17 protein-coding genes are annotated in these 19,708 nt (G+C 66.8%); 11 read left to right on the top strand and 6 right to left on the bottom strand.

The window, feature by feature from the left end; translation table 11 throughout:
* Positions 1-35: 35 nt before the first annotated feature.
* The gene (ahcY, locus tag LTV02_RS20630) at positions 36-1,511 is read left to right on the top strand and encodes an adenosylhomocysteinase (protein ID WP_233033010.1); all 1,476 of its coding nucleotides are present in this window, start codon (positions 36-38) and stop codon (positions 1,509-1,511) included.
* 132 nt (positions 1,512-1,643) lie between these two features.
* Here ahcY and LTV02_RS20625 read toward each other — a convergent pair whose 3' ends face one another.
* On the bottom strand, positions 1,644-2,507 hold the full coding sequence (locus LTV02_RS20625) for an NmrA family NAD(P)-binding protein (protein WP_233033009.1): 864 nt from the start codon (positions 2,505-2,507) through the stop codon (positions 1,644-1,646).
* Position 2,508: 1 nt separating this feature from the next.
* Positions 2,509-3,753 (bottom strand): FAD-dependent monooxygenase, encoded by a 1,245-nt coding sequence (locus tag LTV02_RS20620; RefSeq protein WP_233033007.1) that lies wholly within the window; start codon positions 3,751-3,753, stop codon positions 2,509-2,511.
* A 72-nt stretch (positions 3,754-3,825) separates the two neighbouring features.
* On the opposite strand from LTV02_RS20620, the gene LTV02_RS20615 reads away from it, so the two are divergent.
* A complete protein-coding gene (locus LTV02_RS20615; RefSeq protein WP_233033005.1) occupies positions 3,826-4,809 on the top strand; it encodes a GlxA family transcriptional regulator in 984 nt (327 codons plus the stop codon).
* Positions 4,810-5,222: 413 nt separating this feature from the next.
* On the opposite strand, the gene LTV02_RS20610 is transcribed toward LTV02_RS20615, so the two are convergent.
* A complete protein-coding gene (locus LTV02_RS20610; protein ID WP_233033003.1) occupies positions 5,223-6,323 on the bottom strand; it encodes a glycerophosphodiester phosphodiesterase in 1,101 nt (366 codons plus the stop codon).
* Between the two features lie 102 nt (positions 6,324-6,425).
* Here LTV02_RS20610 and LTV02_RS20605 point away from each other — a divergent pair, with 102 nt between their 5' ends.
* From LTV02_RS20605 to LTV02_RS20565, 9 genes are all read left to right on the top strand, one after another.
* Positions 6,426-7,073 carry a dTMP kinase gene (locus tag LTV02_RS20605; protein ID WP_067720312.1) on the top strand — a complete coding sequence of 216 codons (648 nt, stop codon included), beginning with the start codon at positions 6,426-6,428 and terminating at the stop codon, positions 7,071-7,073.
* A 78-nt stretch (positions 7,074-7,151) separates the two neighbouring features.
* On the top strand, positions 7,152-7,829 hold the full coding sequence (mtrA, locus tag LTV02_RS20600) for an MtrAB system response regulator MtrA (protein ID WP_029931579.1): 678 nt from the start codon (positions 7,152-7,154) through the stop codon (positions 7,827-7,829).
* Positions 7,826-9,805 carry an MtrAB system histidine kinase MtrB gene (gene mtrB / locus LTV02_RS20595; RefSeq protein ID WP_269821542.1) on the top strand — a complete coding sequence of 660 codons (1,980 nt, stop codon included), beginning with the start codon at positions 7,826-7,828 and terminating at the stop codon, positions 9,803-9,805. Before mtrA ends, mtrB begins: the two co-directional genes overlap by 4 nt.
* Positions 9,802-11,616 (top strand): MtrAB system accessory lipoprotein LpqB, encoded by a 1,815-nt coding sequence (gene lpqB, locus LTV02_RS20590; protein WP_233033000.1) that lies wholly within the window; start codon positions 9,802-9,804, stop codon positions 11,614-11,616. Before mtrB ends, lpqB begins: the two co-directional genes overlap by 4 nt.
* Before the next feature lie 16 nt (positions 11,617-11,632).
* Positions 11,633-12,277 (top strand): ComF family protein, encoded by a 645-nt coding sequence (locus tag LTV02_RS20585; protein WP_233032998.1) that lies wholly within the window; start codon positions 11,633-11,635, stop codon positions 12,275-12,277.
* 229 nt (positions 12,278-12,506) lie between these two features.
* Positions 12,507-13,175 (top strand): ribosome hibernation-promoting factor, HPF/YfiA family, encoded by a 669-nt coding sequence (gene hpf, locus LTV02_RS20580; RefSeq protein WP_233041637.1) that lies wholly within the window; start codon positions 12,507-12,509, stop codon positions 13,173-13,175.
* A gap of 158 nt (positions 13,176-13,333) precedes the next feature.
* Positions 13,334-14,569, top strand: coding sequence for an acetyl-CoA C-acyltransferase (locus LTV02_RS20575; protein WP_233041636.1), 1,236 nt, complete (start codon positions 13,334-13,336; stop codon positions 14,567-14,569).
* A 131-nt stretch (positions 14,570-14,700) separates the two neighbouring features.
* Positions 14,701-15,090: a hypothetical protein gene (locus tag LTV02_RS20570; protein ID WP_233032996.1), complete on the top strand. Its 390-nt coding sequence runs from the start codon at positions 14,701-14,703 to the stop codon at positions 15,088-15,090.
* Between the two features lie 413 nt (positions 15,091-15,503).
* Positions 15,504-16,109: a hypothetical protein gene (locus LTV02_RS20565; RefSeq protein WP_233032994.1), complete on the top strand. Its 606-nt coding sequence runs from the start codon at positions 15,504-15,506 to the stop codon at positions 16,107-16,109.
* Between the two features lie 49 nt (positions 16,110-16,158).
* Here the strand turns inward: LTV02_RS20565 and bluB are convergent, their stop codons facing one another.
* The 3 genes from bluB to LTV02_RS20550 form a co-directional block, all read right to left on the bottom strand.
* On the bottom strand, positions 16,159-16,797 hold the full coding sequence (gene bluB / locus LTV02_RS20560) for a 5,6-dimethylbenzimidazole synthase (protein ID WP_233041635.1): 639 nt from the start codon (positions 16,795-16,797) through the stop codon (positions 16,159-16,161).
* Positions 16,798-16,920: 123 nt separating this feature from the next.
* Positions 16,921-18,174 carry a fatty acid desaturase family protein gene (locus LTV02_RS20555; RefSeq protein ID WP_067720326.1) on the bottom strand — a complete coding sequence of 418 codons (1,254 nt, stop codon included), beginning with the start codon at positions 18,172-18,174 and terminating at the stop codon, positions 16,921-16,923.
* Between the two features lie 95 nt (positions 18,175-18,269).
* Positions 18,270-19,697, bottom strand: coding sequence for a fatty acid desaturase family protein (locus LTV02_RS20550; RefSeq protein WP_233032992.1), 1,428 nt, complete (start codon positions 19,695-19,697; stop codon positions 18,270-18,272).
* Positions 19,698-19,708 lie beyond the last annotated feature (11 nt).

Here is a 19,708-nt window from a genome sequence, read left to right as displayed (position 1 = left end):
GCCTTTAGGGCAAGCAAGCCGACCAGGAGAGGCAGATGACGACCGCAGTGTCCAGCATGATGACCGCTGACGTCCGCAATGGGATCGACTTCAAGGTGGCGGACCTGTCCGAGGCCGAGTTCGGCCGCAAGGAGATTCGCCTCGCCGAGCACGAGATGCCCGGCTTGATGGCGCTCCGCCGCGAATACCACGAGGTACAGCCCCTCAAGGGCGCGCGCATTTCCGGCTCCCTGCACATGACCGTGCAGACCGCCGTCCTCATCGAGACCCTCACCGCGCTCGGCGCGGAAGTCCGCTGGGCCTCCTGCAATATCTTCTCCACCCAGGACCACGCCGCCGCCGCGGTCGTCGTCGGCCCGCACGGCACCGTCGACGAGCCCAAGGGCACTCCCGTCTTCGCCTGGAAGGGCGAGACCCTGGAGGAGTACTGGTGGGCCGCCGAGCAGATGCTCACCTGGCCGGGCGAACCCGCCAACATGATCCTGGACGACGGCGGCGACGCCACCATGCTCGTCCTGCGCGGCGCCCAGTTCGAGAAGGCCGGCGTCGTTCCGCCCGAGGACGAGACCCACTCCGCCGAGTACAAGGTCTTCCTGAACCTGTTGCGCGCCAGCCTCGAAGCCGACAAGGGCAAGTGGGGCAAGATCGCCGAGAGCGTCAAGGGCGTCACGGAGGAGACCACCACCGGCGTCCTGCGCCTGTACCAGTTCGCCGCCGCCGGCGAATTGTCCTTCCCCGCAATCAATGTCAACGACTCGGTCACCAAGTCCAAGTTCGACAACAAGTACGGCACCCGCCACTCCCTGGTCGACGGCATCAACCGCGGCACCGACGTCCTGATCGGCGGCAAGAAGGTGCTGATCTGCGGCTACGGCGACGTCGGCAAGGGCTGCGCCGAATCCCTGAAGGGCCAGGGCGCCCGCGTCCAGGTCACCGAGATCGACCCCATCAACGCCCTCCAGGCCCTGATGGACGGCTTCGACGTCGTGACGGTCGAGCAGGCCATCGCCGACGCCGACATCGTCGTCACCTCGACCGGCAACAAGGACATCATCACCCTCGATCACATGAAGGCGATGAAGGGCCAGGCCATCCTCGGCAATATCGGCCACTTCGACAACGAGATCGACATGGCGGCCCTGGAGCGCTCCGGCGCAACGCGCCTGAACATCAAGCCCCAGGTCGACCTCTGGACGTTCCCGGACTCCGGCCGCTCCATCATCGTCCTGTCCGAGGGCCGCCTCCTCAACCTCGGCAACGCGACCGGCCACCCCTCCTTCGTCATGTCGAACTCCTTCTCCAACCAGGTGATCGCCCAGATCGAACTCTGGACCAAGCCCCAGGAATACGACAACGAGGTCTACCGCCTCCCCAAGCACCTCGACGAAAAGGTCGCCCGCATCCACGTGGAAGCCCTCGGCGGCACCCTCACCAAGCTCACCAAGGACCAGGCCGAATACATCGGCGTGGACGTGGAGGGCCCCTACAAGCCGGAGCACTACCGCTACTGAGCGAATCCGCTTGTAACCCAAGCTGAACGGGCCGGTCGCTCATGCGACCGGCCCGTCTGGTCTATGGTCACCAAGATCGCGGGTGGCTACGGGATCTCGCGAATCATCCTGCGGTACAACCGCTTATCGGAGTCACCGCGGCGGAGTGGGATGTGGCGCCTGCCACGCGTCGGCATGCTCGCGGGCATAGCTTTCGAGGGGGCGGGGTGGGTGGCCGGTGATGCGTTCGACGGTGTCGGTAACGAGGGCGTTTTCGCCGTTGCGGATGAGGGTGAACAGGCCTAGTTGCCAGATGATGGGGGTTTCGGGGAGGCCGGCTGTGCGTAGTTGCTGGGCGAAGTCGTGGGGGGTCAGGGGGAGGTAGGTCAGGGGGCGGTTGGCGGCTTTGCCGAGGATTTCGAGGGCTTGGGTGTGGGTGAGGGCTGTTGGGCCGGTGAGGGTGTGGAGTTCGTCGGTGTGGGGTTCTTCGGTGAGGGCGATGGCGGCTACTTCGGCGATGTCGCGGGTGTCGATGAATGCCAGGGCGGCGTCGGCGGCGGGGAGTTGAAGGGGGGACCCGGCGCGGAGGGTTTCGGTGAAGGCGCCTTCGCCGAAGTTTTGCTGAAACCAGTTGGGCCGCAGGATGGTCCACTGTTTGCCGGTAGCGCGGAGGCTTGATTCCCAGTCGGCCATGGGGACTACGGCGGGGAGGCGGTCGGCGCCCAGGACCGAGAGGAGGACTATTCGGTTGACCTGGGTTGCGGCGGATAGGAATTCGTCGAAGAGGGCGGTGGGGTTCGGCTCGGCGTAGGGGCCGATCACGTACATGGCGTGGACGCCGGTGAGGACGGAGGGCCAGGTGGTTCGGTCGGCCCAGTCGAAGTGGATCGCTTCCACGCCGTCTGCCGTGGGGGCTGGATTGCGGCTTGCGGCACGTACTTTCACGCCGCGGGCGCGCAGGGCGTCGACTACGGGCCTGCCGGTTTTGCCGGTGGCACCCAGTACCAGGACGGTCATTTCAGTTCCTCGAGTTGGTGTGGGCGGATGATTCGCGGTAGTTCGGGAGGGTGATGGCGTCGGCCTTCTGGAGGGATTTGGCCATCAGGCCGCGGAAGGGCTTGGAGGTCATGAGGCGGACCGACAGGTTGCGCACGGTGATGGCGGCCCGGCCGGCGGGGAGGAAGCCGTTGACGCCGCCGGGTGGGAGCTGCTGGCATTCGGTTACGTAGGGGCGCAGCACTTCCTGGTATCGGGTGAACGCCGTGGCGTGGTCGTTGCGGGCGTGCGCGAGCTCGCCTGCCAAGACGTATGCGCCGACCATGGCCATCGCGGTGCCGTTGCCGGAAAGCGGCGAACCGCAGTAGCCGGCGTCACCGACCAGGGCCACTCGCCCGTGTGACCATCGATCCATCCTGGTCTGGCTGATGGTGTCGAAGAAGAAGTCCGGGGCCTGGTGCATGGCTGCGAGCAGTCGCGGTGTGTGCCAGCCTGTTTCGGCGAACCGCTCGGAGAGAATCCGCTGCTGCCCGGCGATGTCGTGGCGGTCGTAGACCAGTTCCGCCGCTTTGAAACCGAACATCGCCTTGGCGGCCGACGGGCTCTCCGGGCGGATGGCGGCGAGCAGGCCGCCCGGAGCGTTGTGCATCAGGAACCAGTCGTCGAGTTCCAGCCCGTCCACCGGGACGGTGAAGTAGGCCAGGTAGGCGCCGAGATGGTGGACGAACTCGGATTCGGGTCCGAAGGCCAGCCTGCGCACGTTCGAGTGCAGGCCATCGGCTCCGATGACCAGGTCGAAGACGCGGGATGGGTTGTGCTGGAAGGAGACCGCGATGCCGTCCCTGGTTTCACGTAGTGCGGTGACGGTGTCGCCGAACAGGTACTCGACGCCGGAGCGTGCTGCCGCGTAGAGGATGTCGGTCAGATCGCCGCGCAGGATCTCGATCTCGGCGACCGCGCCCTCGCCGTCGAACAGCTCCGCGGGCATGGCCGCCGAGCGTTTCCCGGACGCGTCGACGTAGGCCAGGCCGCGTTCGCGCACCCGTGCGCGTTCGATGGCGGGCAGTACGCCCATGCGCTCGGCTACCTGCTTGGCGACGCCACGCAGATCCACGGCCTGGCCGCCGGGACGCGGGGCGGGGGCGCGTTCGACCACGGTCACGTCGAATCCGTAGCGGCGCAGCCAGTAGGCGAGTGTCAGTCCGGCAATGCTGCCGCCCGAGATGAGGATGCCGCGGCGATCCGGGCTGGTGGTTGGCTGTTCCATGGAAGCGATGCTGCCGAAAGGCGACCGACCAGTGTGAGTGTCGTAAATGCCGCGGTACGTACAGTTTCGGACATGAAGAGTGTGGCTCTGGTCGTGACCGAAGGCGTTCTGCATTTCGAACTCGCTGCGGCTTGCGAGGTTTTCGGAGTCGATCGGTCCGAACTGGTGGACCCCTGGTACGAGTTCAGCGTGTGCGGTCCGACCGGCGCCCGCGTCGAGAATCGGTTCCGGATCGAACCCGATCACGGCTACGACCACCTCGTCCACGCCGATACCGTGATCCTCCCGGGCTGGGCCGATGTGGAATCGGATCCGCCCGCCGAACTGCTGAACGCCGTGCGGGCGGCCTATGACGCGGGCGCGCGGATCGTGTCACTGTGCACGGGCGCGTTCGTGCTGGCCTGCGCGGGCCTGCTCGACGGCCGGCGCGCCACCACGCATTGGCTGCACGCCCCGGCGCTGGCCGCCCGGTTTCCGCGGGTGGAGATCGACGCGAACGTCCTGTACATCGACGAGGGCCGGGTGCTGACGTCCGCGGGCAAGGCCGCCGCGATGGATCTGTGCCTGCATCTGGTGCGCCTCGACCACGGCACCACGGTCGCCAATGCCGTGGCGCGCGGCTTGGTGGTGCCGCCGCATCGTGCGGGCGGGCAAGCGCAATTCATCAGAACGCCGATGCCCGCCCCGCGCCCCGCGCATCCGCTCGTCGAGGTGTTCCCGTGGGTGATGCGCCGGCTCGATCAACCGATCACCGTTGAAGACATGGCGCGGCACGCCAATATGAGCACCCGCACGCTCGCCCGGCATTTCCACGCCACCACCGGTACGACACCGTTGCGATGGCTGCTGACCCAGCGCATTCAGCGCGCTCAGGAAATGCTGGAGACCACCGATCGCAGCGTCGATGCGATCGCACTGGCGACCGGTATGGGCACCGCCACGACTCTGCGCCGGCATTTCAATCGCACGCTCGGCGTACCCCCGGACGCTTATCGCCGCACATTTCGCAGCGAACGCGGCGCGGCTCCCGGCGAGAAAAGTGATCGGCGATTCTGAAACGCTACGTGTTCAACTCTTGTAGGGTGCCGTGCATGTCGAAAAGTGCTGTGACCCGCAAGTTCTCGCGGGCGACCCTGGCCGCGTTCGCTGTTTCCGCTGCTATCGCCACTGCGGGTACCGCTTCGGCGGCTCCGGTTGCGCTCGAGCCCGCTGCGCCGGTTGCGGGTGGTAGTACGGGGTCGCTGGACTCGTTGTCGGGGAATGGGCCGTCCGGGTCCGCGGGGACGGGGTCTAGTGCCAGTCAGTTGATCAATGCCGCTATTTGCACTTTGACGGGTGGGACTTGGCTGCCTGTCATCGACATTTGCGTAAAATAGGCCCCCGGGTAAGGGGACGGGCCGGTCGCTCATTGCGACCGGCCCGTTTTCGAGGATTGTGAAGGTTGTCGTGCTACCGGGAATTCCGGTGCGTCACTTGTGGAATGCGGGTGGGAGGGGATAGCCCTTCTCCTGCATTACTTCTCGGGCTCGGTTCGGGTAGTCGGTGATGATGCCGTCCACGCCCTGATCCAGGACCAGGCCGATCGTCGCCTTGTCGTTGACGGTCCATGGAATCACCTTGATGCCGAGATCGTGTGCCTTGGTGACGTATTCGGCGGTGGTGGTGAGTTTGAAGCCGGGGTCGCCGGACTTGGCTTCGCTGTTCCACGGGTTCACGTAGCTGGGGGAGGAGATGTCCGCGCCCAGGGCCTTGATCGCGCCCAGGGGGTCGTTCACGTGGTTCTCGTAGCGAATGGGCTGGAGCCAGGGGCTGTTCGGTTTGAAGGTGGAGTCGTCGTAGAGGGCGACGGTGGGGATGGAAGCATCGCGGGCCTTCACCAAGGGCAGGCTGCGCCAGTCGAAGGATTGGATTTCGACCTTGTCGGTGGCGCCGGCGTCGTGGACCGCGCCGAGGATGACGTCCACGAATTCCTCGGGGGTGGCGGATTGTTCGGGCTTCTCGCCTTCGATCTTCGTTTCGATGTTGTAGCGGAGAGCTTCGAAAGCGCCGGGGTAGGTCTTCACCAGATCGAAGAGCTCCGGCAGCTTGGCGATCTTGTTGCCCGGGAGTTCCTGCGCTTCGGGGAAATCGGCCAGCTTCCTGCCGCAGTCGAGGGTGTGGATCTGATCGAAGTTCAGATCGTGGACCAGTTTGCCGACATAGGGGTACTGCGGATCGTCGGGGAAGGCGGGGGCGGTATCCGTGCACTTCTCGGCCTTGATGGCCGGGTCGTGCCAGATGAGCGGCACCTTGTCCTTGGTGAGGACGATATCGAGTTCGAGGGTGGTGACCCCCAGTTCGATGGCCTTGGCGAAACCGGGCAGCGACTCCTCGATGGTCATGCCGCGCCCGCCGCGATGGGCTTGCAGATCGAACTTGCGGGTCGCGTCCGCGGCGGCGGTGGCGCTGGTGGTGGCCGAACCCTTGTCGTCCGAGCTGCCGCAGGCGGCCAAACCGACTGCCGCTATCGCTGCTCCGAAGATGGCAAAAGCGCGCTTGAGCTGCACTGACTTGACGCCTAGGGAAGTCATGGGCGGGACTATAGCAATCATTCAGCCACTTAAAATCCGGATGTTCGGCGCAAACCGCCTCCCAGCGCCGCTCGACCACGATCGTTAGGTACCCTCGCGGACATGGGTGCGTTGGTGGTCATCGAGGGTCTGGACGGCGCGGGCAAGCGCACGCTGACCGATGCCGTGGTGGCCACGCTCACCGCACGCGGGCTGCGGGTCGCGACGCTCGCCTTCCCGCGCTACGGCGCGTCGGTGCACGCCGACCTCGCGGCCGAGGCGCTGCGCGGTGGCCATGGAGATACCGCCCAGTCGGTCAACGCCATGGCGCTGCTGTTCGCGCTCGACCGCGCCGGCGCCCGCGACGAATTGGCGAAACTGCTGGCGGACAATGACATTGTGCTGCTGGACCGGTACGTGGCATCCAATGCCGCCTACTCCGCCGCCCGCACCGAGCAGGACGCGCGCGGCGAAACCGTCGCCTGGATCGGCCAATTGGAGTTCGAAAGGTTCGCCCTGCCCGTCCCGGATGTCCAGATTCTCCTGGATGTCCCGGTCGATGTGGCGGAGGAACGCGCCCGGCTGCGGGGTGAAGCCGACGCGACTCGCGCACTCGACGCCTACGAGAAAGACGGAGGGCTGCAACGGCGGACCGGAAACGTCTATCGTGAGCTGGCCGAAATCAACTGGTTTGGACCGTGGTGGGTGCATCGGAGCGGTGACGATCCGGCAACACTGGCGGCGCGGCTCGCGGAAAATGTTGCTGGATAGGGTTGGATGTGCGCCGACAGGTCACGAGTGTTGGCGTGGCGGCCCGATCGGAGCGCGGAAGGTGACAACATAGTAGTTATGAAGCCGAAGATTCTGGTCGTCGACGACGATATGGCTCTCGCGGAGATGCTCACGATCGTCTTGCGCGGTGAGGGTTTCGACCCTCACGTCGTCGGTGACGGCACGCAGGCGCTGACCGCGGTCCGGGAGCTGCGTCCGGATCTCGTGTTGCTGGATCTCATGCTGCCCGGCATGAACGGCATCGACGTGTGCCGGGTGCTGCGAGCCGACTCGGGAGTGCCGATCGTGATGCTGACGGCGAAGACCGATACGGTCGACGTCGTCCTGGGGTTGGAGTCGGGCGCAGACGATTACATCGTCAAGCCGTTCAAGCCGAAGGAACTCGTTGCTCGCGTGCGGGCCCGCCTGCGCCGCACCGAGGAGGAGCCGCAGGAACTGCTCTCCATCGCCGACATCGTCATCGATGTGCCCGCGCACAAGGTGACTCGCGGCGGTCAGCAGATCTCGCTGACTCCTTTGGAATTCGATCTGCTGGTCGCGCTTGCCCGCAAGCCGCGCCAGGTGTTCACCCGCGAAGTGCTCCTGGAACAGGTCTGGGGTTACCGGCATGCCGCCGACACCCGCCTGGTCAATGTGCACGTACAGCGGTTGCGCGCCAAGGTGGAGAAGGATCCGGAGAACCCTGAGATCGTGCTGACCGTGCGAGGTGTGGGCTACAAGGCCGGACCGCCGTGATCGCTGGTTCCAGAAACCGCGTTCAGCGGTGGCTGGCGGTAGTGGTGGCCTGGTTCCGCAATGTCGGAGAACAACTGGGCCACGTCTGGCGGCGTTCGCTGCAATTGCGCGTCGTCGTGTCCACGCTCACCCTGTCGCTGATCGTGATCACGATTCTCGGAGTCGTGCTCACGAGTCAGATCACCGACCGGTTGTTGGACGCGAAGATCAACGCGGCCGTCGAGGAGATGGGCCGTGCGCGAAACACGGTGCAGGCCACGCTGACCGGCGTGCACGACTCGAGCACCCAGCTCGCCCGCTTGGAGGATGCCCGCCGCGCCCTGGCCGGGGGCGGCGGCTCCCAATCCGGCGGCGCGGCAGGCAGTTACGACTCGGCGCTGGCCATGATCGGCGATTCGCAGTCCGAGCTGAACGCCGGCCCGATCCAGGAAATCCCCGCGGAACTGCGCCATTTCGTGCAGGAACGACAGGTCAGCTATCAATTCGCCACGGTCTCCGATCCGGATGGGTACCGCGGTTCGGCGCTGATCATCGGATCGCCCGCCGCCGACATCCCCACGCTGGAGATCTACCTGATCTTCCCGCTCACCAACGAGCAGAACAGCCTCAGCCTCATGCGCGGCACCATGCTCATCGGCGGCATCGTGCTGCTGGTGCTGCTGGCCGCCATCACCGCGCTCGTCACGCGACAGGTCGTGCTGCCCATCCGATCCGCCGCGCGCATCGCGAGTCGTTTCGCCGACGGACGCCTCAAAGAGCGCATGCTGGTGCGCGGCGAGGACGACATGGCCAGGCTGGCCATGTCGTTCAACGAGATGGCCGAGAGTCTGTCCAACCAGATCACCCAACTCGAGGAGTTCGGAAATCTGCAGCGCCGCTTCACCTCCGACGTCAGCCACGAGCTGCGCACGCCGTTGACCACGGTGCGTATGGCGGCCGACCTCATCCACGGCTCCAGCGACGACCTGGATCCGGCGCTGGCGCGCTCCGCCGAACTGCTCGTCAACGAACTCGACCGGTTCGAGGGCCTGCTCAACGACCTGCTCGAAATCAGCCGCCACGACGCGGGTGTGGCCGAGCTGCAGGTGGAATCGCTGGATGTGCGCATGTGCGCGCGGGCCGCCGTGTCCACCGTCCGGCATCTGGCCAAGGAATCCGGCGTCGAGCTGGTGGTCGACATGCCCGAGGAACCGCTGGTGGCGGAAGTGGATCCGCTCCGCGTGGAACGCGTGCTGCGCAACCTGCTCGCCAATGCCATCGACCACAGCGAGGGCAAACCGGTGCTGATGCGCATGCGCGGTGACGGCGACGCCAATGCCGTCGCGATCGTGGTGCGCGATCAAGGCGTGGGCCTGCGGCCCGGCGAAGAGAAGCTGGTGTTCAACCGGTTCTGGCGCTCCGACCCGTCGCGCATGCGGCGCTCCGGCGGCACCGGGCTCGGCCTGTCCATCAGCGTCGAGGACGCCAACCTGCACGAGGGCAAACTCGAGGCCTGGGGTGAACTCGGCGTCGGCGCCTGCTTCCGGCTCACCCTGCCGCTGGTGCGCGGCAAGAAGCTCGGGCCCAGCCCGCTCTCGCTGGAACCGCCGAAGAAGCGGCCCCTGGAGGAGACCCTCGCCCTCGAGGCCGTGCCGGCCCAGCCGGACACCGCCGAAGCCGATTCCGCCCCCGCCACCACGGGATTCGCCACCCTCCCCGCGGGCGGCGTGATCACCGAACCAGGTCCGGCCGATCCGCAGAACCCCGCCGCCGAACCCGTCGTGATCGACGCGGAATTCCCCGCGCCCGGCGCCGTGCTCGCGGACCCGGCCGGTGCCGGAACCGCCCCGCGACCCGTCGCCGACGCGGCCGGCGCTGATCCGCAGCACGATTCGGCTCGCGCCGTCACCGACGGCGCCGCCGACGATCCCGCTGCGGGCGACACCGCCGGCGCTCCGGACGGCGCGGCCGCCGACGCCACGGACGGCAAACCATGAGCGCACGCTCCCCGCGCCTGGCCCGGGCGCTCGTGGCCCTCGCCTGCCTGGTGGGGCTCACCGCCTGTGCCAGCCTGCCGGATTCGTCCGCCCCGCAGGCGCTGGGCACGCTGGACCGGCAACCCACCAGCGCCGGTCCCACCCCGCCCATCTCCGGACGGGAACCCGATCAGCTGCTGCGGGACTTCCTGCAGGCGACCGCCGATCCCACCAATCGGCATCAGGCGGCCCGGCAATTCCTCTCGCCCTCGGCCAATATCCGCTGGGACGACGCGGCCGGGACCACCATCGTCGATCGCCCGGACACGCTCCGTGAGTCCCGTACGGCCGATACCGCCACCTATGTGATCCGAGCCCGCAAGATAGGCGAATTGGCCGCTGACAGCTCGTACAGGGCCTCGGAAGGCACCCTCGAGCAAAAGGTCGAACTGGTCAAAGTGGACGGCGAGTGGCGGGTCGACGAACTGCCGCCGGGCGTCATCGTCGAGCAGACCGCGTTCGCCAAGTCCTACAAACGCTATTCGCTGTTCTTCCCGAATGTCGCGGGCGCGGCCATGGTTCCGGACCTGCGCTGGATCTCCGCGCGCAAGGACCAGCTCGCCCAGAAACTGATGGGCATGCTGGCCGACGGCCCGCAGAACGCGCTCACCGCCGCGGTGCGCAATCCGCTCTCCGGCGGCGTCACCCTGCGCGGCCCGGTCAGCAAACCCAATGGCGAGACCGACAATGTCGGCGTCGGCGCGGGCGGCGTGCAGATCGATTTCGCCGGGGCGTCCAATCTGGATCCGAAAGCCAAGGAGCTCTTGGCCACCCAGACCGTGCTGACCCTGGCCGGCGCCGAGGTGATCGGACCGTACTTCCTGCTTGCCGACGGCAAACCCCTGGACGAGCGCTACGCCACCATCGGCTGGAATCCCGCCGACGTGGAGGCCATGAGCCCGGACGCGGTGGCGCGCAATCGTGTCGGACTGCACGCGGTGCGCGACGGCTCGCTGGTCGCGGTCACCGAGAACGGCATCACCGCCGCGCCCGGCTTCTTCGGCAGCACGCACGGCCTGCAATCGGTGGCACTGTCACCGGACGGGCAGTTGGTGGCCGCCGTCGCCGGATCCGGCCGTCCCGCACCCGAACCCGAGCGCACCCTGGTCATCGGCACCTATGACGGCCAGGGCTTCCCGGTGGCCACCGCCGGCACCTTCACCCGCCCGTCCTGGCCCGCCGACGGCGGCTCGGCCTGGACCGTGCAGGACGGCGACAAGGTGATCCGGGCCGTGCACGACCGGGCCACCGGCAATGTGTCGGTGCAGGAGGTGACCATCGGCGAATTGACCACGCCCCCGGCCGCTTCCGGCGCCAGCGCCGCCAGCGCCCCGCGCGGGCCGATCACCGAACTGCGCATCTCGCCGTCCGGGGCGCGCGCCGCGCTCATCGCCAACGGCAAGGTGTACGTGGCCGTGGTGACCCCGCAGGGCGGCGGCAAGTACGCGCTCACCTCGCCGCTGCCGCTGGCGGTCGGGTTGAGCACGTCGGCGGTCACGCTGGACTGGCAGAACGACGAGAAGGTGATCGTCGGCCGCGAGGGCAATGTGGATCCGGTCGCCACCGTGCTGGTCGACGGCTCCGGATTCCAGCCGCAGAGCACCCAGAACCTGACCCCGCCGGTGCGGGTGGTCAGCGCCGCGCCCGATCACGAATACGTGGCCGACTCGCGCGCGGTGCTGGAACTGACCCGCAATCCCGAAGGCGGCGAATACTTCTGGCGCGAAGTTCCGGGTCTGGGCGCCAATGCCATTCCGGTGCTGCCCGGCTAGGCGCACACTGGAGGGCATGGGGGAGCTGCTGGAGCTGATCCTGCCGCGCGCCTGCGGGGGTTGCGGGCGGTCCGGAACCGCGTGGTGCGCAGGGTGTTCCGCCGCCCTGTCCGGCCCGCCCGTGCGCGTCCGCCCGCGCGCCGATCCCGGGGTGCCATGCTGGGCGCTGGCGCCCTACCGGGGTGCGCCGCGGCGCGCCGTGCTGGCCGCCAAGGAGCATCGCCGCACGGACCTGGCGGCCCCTTTGGGGGCGGCGCTGGCCAGGGGGCTGGATTATTTGCGGGACGCCACGCGGCCGCTGATACTGGTCCCCGCGCCCAGCCGGGCGGCGGCCGCGCGCCGGCGCGGCGGTGACCCGGTGGTGCGCGCGGCGGCCGTCGCCGCGAGTTGGCTGCCGGATTGCCGATTGGTACGCATGTTGGGTTCCGGGGCCGGTGTGCGGGACTCGGCGGGGCTCGGGGAGAGCGATCGCCAGCACAATCTGCGCGGGCGGATCATCGTAGCTCCCACCCGGCCGGATTCCGCCGGTTTTCCGGCAAATGCCGAGGTAGTCCTGGTCGATGACGTGCTGACCACCGGTACGACGGTGTCCGAATCCACCCGCGCGCTGGTTACCGCCGGAGTTCCGGTGCGTGCCGTGCTGGTTACGTGTTCCGCTTGATTATTCGATATTTGCGTGAACACTGGCGGACAGGTCGCTGACGTACTACCGTCGCGATCAGACACCCGAACCGCAAGTTTGGAGGTGGCGCCTCGGACCATATGTGCCGAGCGAGTCAGTCGATCGGCACACGTTTCAATCCCGCCGCACGAGTGGCTTGTGCGGCCAGATCCGGGAGGTACGCGTGACGACTACTTCACGACCTTCAGCGAAGAACGCAGACACCGCGCTGCTGGATGACGAATTCATTCCCGACGAGCAATCCGGTCGGGCAACCAGTGCCGATGTCGTGGTCAAGGGACGAACCCTCGGTGAGGGTGGAGTGCCCGATCATTTCCGAATCCATGTGGCGGACAAGCTCTCTCGTTTGGAGCGCTTCGACCCCACCATCTATCTCTTCGACGTGGAACTCACCCACGAACGCAACCGTCGTCAGCGCAAGAACTGCCAGCGGATAGAGATCACCGCACGCGGCAAGGGCCCCGTTGTCCGTGCCGAAGCCTGTGCGGACAGTTTCTACGCCGCGCTCGAACTCGCGGTGGAACGCCTGGAAGGCCGGTTGCGTCGCCTCAAGGACCGCCGCCGCGTGCATCACGGCGACAAGACGCCGATCTCGGTCGCCGAAGCGACGGCCGGACTCATCGACGACTCCCTGTTCGCCGCCTCGAACGGGGCCTCGGCCCACGATCACGGGGCCGATGAACAGGACGAAGCCGGTCCCGGCCATGTGGTGCGCACCAAGACGCACCCGGCGATCCCCATGACGATCGACGACGCTCTCTACCAAATGGAGCTGGTCGGTCACGATTTCTTCATGTTCATGGACAAGGAGACCGACCGACCGTCGGTCGTCTATCGTCGCCACGCCTTCGACTACGGCCTCATCCGGCTCGCGTAGTCAGAACGCGCTGAACCCATTTCCGACCGGGGCTTTTTCAGAGCCCCGGTCGTCTGACTCTGTCGCCCGTCACACTTGCTGTTACATCCTGTATCAGTTACACATGACTGGTGAGTAAGAATCGTGCCGTCATCGTCGCCGGAGCGCGTACCCCCTTCGTGCGCGCCTTCACCGACTACACCCGGATGGACTCCATCGACCTGGCCGATGCGGCCGTGCGGGGGCTGCTCGAACGCACCGGACTGCCCGGTGCGGCCGTGCAATCCATCGTGTGGGGCGGGGTGATCCTGCCGGCCGCCGCGCCGAACATCGCCCGCGAGATCGCGCTCGACCTCGGCCTGGATCCCGGCTGCGAGGGGTACACCGTGACCCGCGCCTGCGCGTCCGGATTGCAGGCGGTGGTGTCGGCGGCGGCCGCCATCGAGCGCGGCGAATACGACGTGATGATCGCCGGCGGCAGTGATTCGGTCTCCAACGCGGAGGTGAAGCTGCCGCAGAAGATCATTCACGCCGCCGCGCCGCTGGCTCTGGGCAAGCCCAAGCCGAAGGATTACCTCACGGCCGCGACCCAGCTCGCGCCGTTCTTCGATCTGCTGCCCAAGCGGCCGAAGATCGCCGAGCGCACCACCGGCGAGGTGATGGGGGAGTCCGCCGAGAAGATGGCGCGCATTCACAATATCGGCCGCGCCGCGCAGGACCGGTTCGCGGTCATCTCGCATCACCGCGCCGCGGCGGCCATCGAATCCGGGCGCTTCGACTCCGAAGTCCTGACCGTCACCACCCCCGACGGCACCCGCGTCACCCGCGACGGCCTGGTCCGCAAGGACACCAGCATGGCGAAATTGGCCAAGCTGCCACCGGTTTTCGCCGAACCGGGCACCGTCACCGCCGGCAATGCCAGCCCGCTCACCGACGGCGCGTCGGCCGTGCTGCTGATGAGCGAGGAGAAGGCGCGCGCGCTCGGTTACGAACCCCTCGCGGCCTTCCGCTCCTGGAGTTTCGTCAGCGTCGACCCGCGCGATCAGGTGCTCATCGGCCCCGCCATCTCCATGCCGCGCGCGCTCGACAAGGCCGGAATGTCCTTGGCCGACATCGATTTCGTCGATATCCACGAGGCCTTCGCGGCGCAGACGCTCTCGGTCGTGTCGGCCCTGGCCAGCGCCGACTGGGCCAAGACCCGCCTCGACCGCGATACCGCCGTCGGCGAGATCGACCCGGAAATCCTGAACGTGCACGGCGGTTCGGTCTCGCTCGGCCATCCTTTCGGCGCGACCGGTGCGCGCATGGTCACCACCATGGCCAACGAACTCGCCCGCACCGGCAAATCCACCGCGCTGCTCGGCATCTGCGCGGCCGGTGGCATCGGCGCGTCGGCGGTGCTGGAACGGGTCTGACCGTCGGCCGAATTGCGCCGCGGCGGCCGGTACGCCGCTGTCTCGATCGGGAAAATTTCGGCCCATTCGGTTTCGATCGGGTGGGCCGGAGTTATTCCAAGAGCATCAACCGATGAGGGAGTTGGTGCGAGATGGCGGGCAGGAGCGCCGTCGCCGCGGCGATCGCCGTGGCCACGACCATATGCGGATTCGCCGGAGCCGGTGTGGCGGCAGCGGATTCGGCGCCGCAGGACCAGATGAAGGTGGTACTGCAGGACTACCGCGCACACGCCGGTGAGCGCTACCAGGTACACGGCCTGGTCTATTCCGACGCCGCCACCTGGACTCTGGCGTTCATCACCGGCGGCCCCACGGAGTTCTACACCTTGAACGGCGCACGCGCCGAACTGGTCGGCCCGAAGATGCGCGAGGTCAGCACGGGCGACGAATTCGCGGGCACCATCATGATCACCGGCCGCGCCGGATCGGGCGACCCGGAGGTCACCCTCGAAGATGTGCGGGTAGTCGGACACCGCTACTGACGTTCACCCCGCACGGGATTACTTCGCATCGCGCAGCTTCTGCGCGCCGCCGGACGTGCGGGTCCCCGGACGCCGGTGCGACACAGGAGATCCCGCGGCTTGGTGCGGTGCCGCTACCCGAGATGAACGCGTCGGGCCGGCCCGGAGAGGTCAGGGTCGACTTCCTAGACGTGGGGCGACCCGTGGGTGGCTTACCCGCCATGATCGGGATGTCACGACTCCTGCGTCACATGTGACCGACGGAGCATTTCGGGGTCGCCGGCATCGGCTCGACCGGGCGATCCGGTCGTGGAGCGCGCTCATTTTGTCTCGCGGATCACGGCGTTTACCGAATCCGCCACACTTGGGCGCTTGACCAGTTGGGCATAGCGTGGAAGTCGAACCTGGAAGTCGACAAAGAAGCTGGTCAAGCCATGTTTGTTCGTAAGGTCGCCTACTCGGCCATCATCGCTCTGCCCGTCGCGGCTGCGGTCGCGCTCACCGGAGCCGGATCCGCCTCCGCCGCAGTCACTTCCGACCCGGCCCCCGCCGTGGTCGCCGACCCGGCTGCCGACGTGCCGCGCGATCCCGCCACCGGAATCCCGGTCGACACTCTCGACCGCATGGGCCAGGGCGCTGCCGTCGGCGCCGGTGTCGGCGCGGTCGCGGGCGGCGTGGCCGGCGGTGTCGCGGGTGGCGTCGTCGGCCTGCCGCTGGGCATTACCGGCGCGGTGGTCGGCGCGGCCATCGGCGACGGGATCGGCAGCGTGGTCGGTCCCGCGACCGGCGGCGCGGCGGGAGCCGCCGCGGGCGCTGCGGCCGGAGCCGGGGTCGGAGCGGTGCCCGGTGCGGTCGGTGGCGCGGCCGCCGGTGAGGCAGCGGGCCTCGGCGTCGGCACCGTCGTCGGCGGTGCACTGGGATTCGCTGCGGGCGAGGCCATTCCGGTCGCGGTCGGCGCGGCTGGCGGGGCGCTGATCGGAGCCGGTGCGGGCGCTGCCATCGGGGCGGGCGTCGGTTACGCCACTGCTCCACAGCACTGAATTCGTTAGTGATCCGACCCCGATCCGCTGGTGCGGGTCGGGGTTTCGGCTATTCGGGGGCGAGTTCCGCGGAGCCGAATCGTTCCCAGTGGATCGCGGCCTCGAGGGGGCGGCGGTTGCGCCAGCCGAAGCGTTCCAGGTCGGGAACGGTCTGGAATTCGCGGACCGGGCCGACGCAGAGCCAGGCCACCGGTCGCACGTCGGCGGGGAGGTCGAGGAGTTCGGTGAGGAACGGGGTGTCGTAGAAGCTGACCCAGCCGACGCCGACGCCCTCGGCGGTGGCGGCCAGCCACAGGTTCTGGATCGCCAGAATGGTCGAGTAGATGCCGGTTTCTGGGATGGTGGCGCGGCCGAGTACGTGGGTGCCGCCGCGCGATTGGCTGTGGGTCACCACGATGCCGGTGCCGGACTCGACAATTCCTTCGATCTTGATCGGGTTGAAGGTCTCGGCGCGATCGTCCGGGAGTGATTCCTGGAATTCGCGCCGCTTGTCCGCGACGTGTTGGGCGAACTTGCCCAGCGTGTCCGGATTACGCACCATGACGAAATCCCACGGCATGGAATTGCCGACGCTCGGGGCCCGGTGCGCCGCTTCCAGAATCCGCATCAGCGTGTGATCGTCCACGACTTCACCGGTGAATTCGGCGCGCACATCGCGCCGCAATCGGATCGCGTCGTAGACGCTCAGACATTCGGATTCGGCAATAGGACCTTCGGAAAGCACGCCCCCAGTGAACCAGAGCGCGCCCCCGCCATATCGGCGGGGGCGCGCTCGGTGCCAGCGGCGATCAGCACGATCGCGGGCGGATATTCAGCCCGCCAGCGCGTGGTCCTGACGGCGGGACAGCCGACGACGGCCTTCCTTCAGCGCGGTGCGCAGCCCGCGGCGGCGGCCGGTCATGGCGTCGATGGTCGGGGCGCCGCCGAACACCTTCTCGGACTTGGTTTCCGGGGCATCGTCGGTGCTGCGCGAAAGGTACTTGTTCGGCAGCGACAGCTTCATGATGGTGCGCCACGACTTGGCGTACTGCACCGGCAGCGAACCGGTCGTGTACGGCAGGTCGTACTTGTCGCACAGCGCGCGCACCCGAACGGCGATGGACGCCAGATGATTCGACGGCAGATCGGGGAACAGGTGGTGCTCGATCTGGTGCGAGAGGTTGCCGGTCATGAAGTGCAGCAGCGGGCCGCCGGAGATATTGGCCGAGCCCAGCATCTGGCGCAGATACCACTCGCCCTGGGTCTCGCCGTCGATATCGGCCTTGGTGAATTTCTCGGCGCCGTCGGGGAAATGGCCGCAGAAGATGACCGCGTTGGTCCACACATTGCGGATGACATTGGCGGTCAGGTTGGCGGTCAGGGTGCCGAAGAAGGCGGGGCCGGTGAGCAGCGGGAAGATCAGGTAGTCCTTGGCGGCCTGCTTGCCGATCTTCTTGAGCACCAGATTGCGGTCCTCCTCGAACTGGATGCGTTCGGGGGTGCCCGGCGCCCACTTCTTCTTGGCGACCTTGCCGAGCTCCAGATGCTGAATGGCGACGCCGTATTCGAAGAACATCTGCAGCAGCAGGTTGTACACCGGCTGGCCCAGGTAGAACGGGCTCCAGCGCTGATCGCGGGTGACGCGCAGCAGGCCGTAGCCGATATCGTCGTCCATGCCCAGCACATTGGTGTACTTGTGGTGCAGGAAGTTGTGGGTGATCTTCCAGTGCTCGGAGGGACCGGCGTTGTCCCATTCCCATTTGGTGGAGTGGATTTCCGGATCGTTCATCCAGTCCCACTGGCCGTGCATGACGTTGTGGCCGATCTCCATATTCTCGATGATCTTGGCCGCGCCGAGCATAGCGGTGCCGGCCAGCCAGGCCGGCGGGAACAGGCTCGCGAAAAGCACCGCGCGGCCGCCGATTTCGAGGCCGCGCTGGATGCGGATCACCTTGCGGATGTAGGCCGCATCCTTTTCACCCCGAATGGATTCCACCTCACGGCGAATCGAATCGAGTTCCGCGCCGATAGCTTCGACATCTTCCGGGGTGAGGTGTGCGTATTCCTTGACATCCGAGATCGCCATGCAACTTACAGTACCGTAGGTTACGGCTCCGTAGGTTACGGACGATTGAATCCCTAGCGTGTCGAACGCCGCATTGCGTTCGAAATCTGTATCTGCTAGCGCTTGCGGCGCAGCTTACCCGAGAGCGACCAGCGCCGCTTGGCTTCGGTGCGCAGCGGCTCCGCCTTCGAACGCAGCAGTTCCTTTTCCGCCCTTGCCTTTTCCTGCAACGAGATCTTGGCTTCGCGCAATACCTGCTGCTCGTGCAGGGCCTTCTCCTTGAGCACGATCTTGGCTTCCTGCATGGCCGAGCGCAGCCCGCGGCGCTGCCCGGTCACCGGATCCACGCTCCACTGCGGCTGATGTTCGGCCAGCCATTCACTGTTCAGCGAGGGCAGCGAAGGCAAAGTGACGCCCGCGAACTTGCGTTCGGAGGATGTTTCCGGCGCATTGTCCGAAGTCGCCTTGAGCCAGCTGTCCGGCAGCGCGAGCTTGTGAATGGTGCGGAACGCCAACAGGTATTGCTTGAGCAGCGAACCGGTGGTGTACGGCAGGTCGTACTTCTCGCACAGTTCACGCACCTTCACCGAGACCTCGGCATACCGGTTCGACGGCAGGTCCGGGAACATGTGGTGTTCGATCTGGTAGCTGAGATTGCCGCTCATGAACGCCATGGCCGGTCCGGAATCGAAATTCGCGCTGCCCAGCATCTGGCGCAGGTACCACTCGCCCTGCGTCTCGTTCTCGAACTGATCGACCGTGAACTTCTCCGCGCCGTCCGGGAAATGCCCGCAGAAGATGACCGCGTAGGCCCACAGATTGCGGACCAGGTTCGCGGTGGCATTGGCCTTGAGCGTGGACTTCCAGGCCGGACCGGTGAGCGCCGGATAGATGACGAAATCCTTGGCGACCTGCTTGCCCGCTTTACGCCAGAACGCCTTGTTCGGCTCGGAGAAGATCTGCTTGGGGTCGATGCCCAGCTGCTGCTTCTGCGCCGACAGGTCATGCAGCGCGATGCCCCACTCGAACAGCGCCGCCAGGATCAGATTCGCGAACGGCTGCGCCAGATTGATGGGCCGCCATTCCTCGTCGCGGGTCATGCGCAGAATGCCGAAACCCAGATCCTCGTCCATGTCGAGGATGTTGGTGTACATGTGATGCGAGTAGTTGTGGGCGGCCTTCCACTGCTCGGAAGTGCCGGTCTGATCCCATTCCCAGGTGGTGGAGTGGATTTCGGGATCGTTCATCCAATCCCATTGCCCGTGGCTGATGTTGTGCCCGAGCTCCATGTTCTCGATGATCTTGGCGACCGAGAGCAGCGCGGTGCCGGTGAGCCAGGCCCAGCGCTTCCTGGACGCGAAGAGGGTCGCGCGGCCCGCCGCTTCGATAATCCGTTGCGCGGCAATGGTGCGGCGGATGTACTTGGCATCGCGCGCACCGAGCGACAGTTCCACGTCGCGGCGGATGGCATCGAGTTCATGGCCGAGGGCCTCGATGTCCGACGCCGAGAGATGGCTGAACGCTTTGATGTCGGTGATGGCCACCGGCAAATCCT

The sequence above is a fragment of the Nocardia yamanashiensis genome (assembly GCF_021183565.1).
GTDB lineage: Bacteria > Actinomycetota > Actinomycetes > Mycobacteriales > Mycobacteriaceae > Nocardia > Nocardia yamanashiensis.
This window is presented reverse-complemented; position numbering and strand designations above follow the sequence as displayed.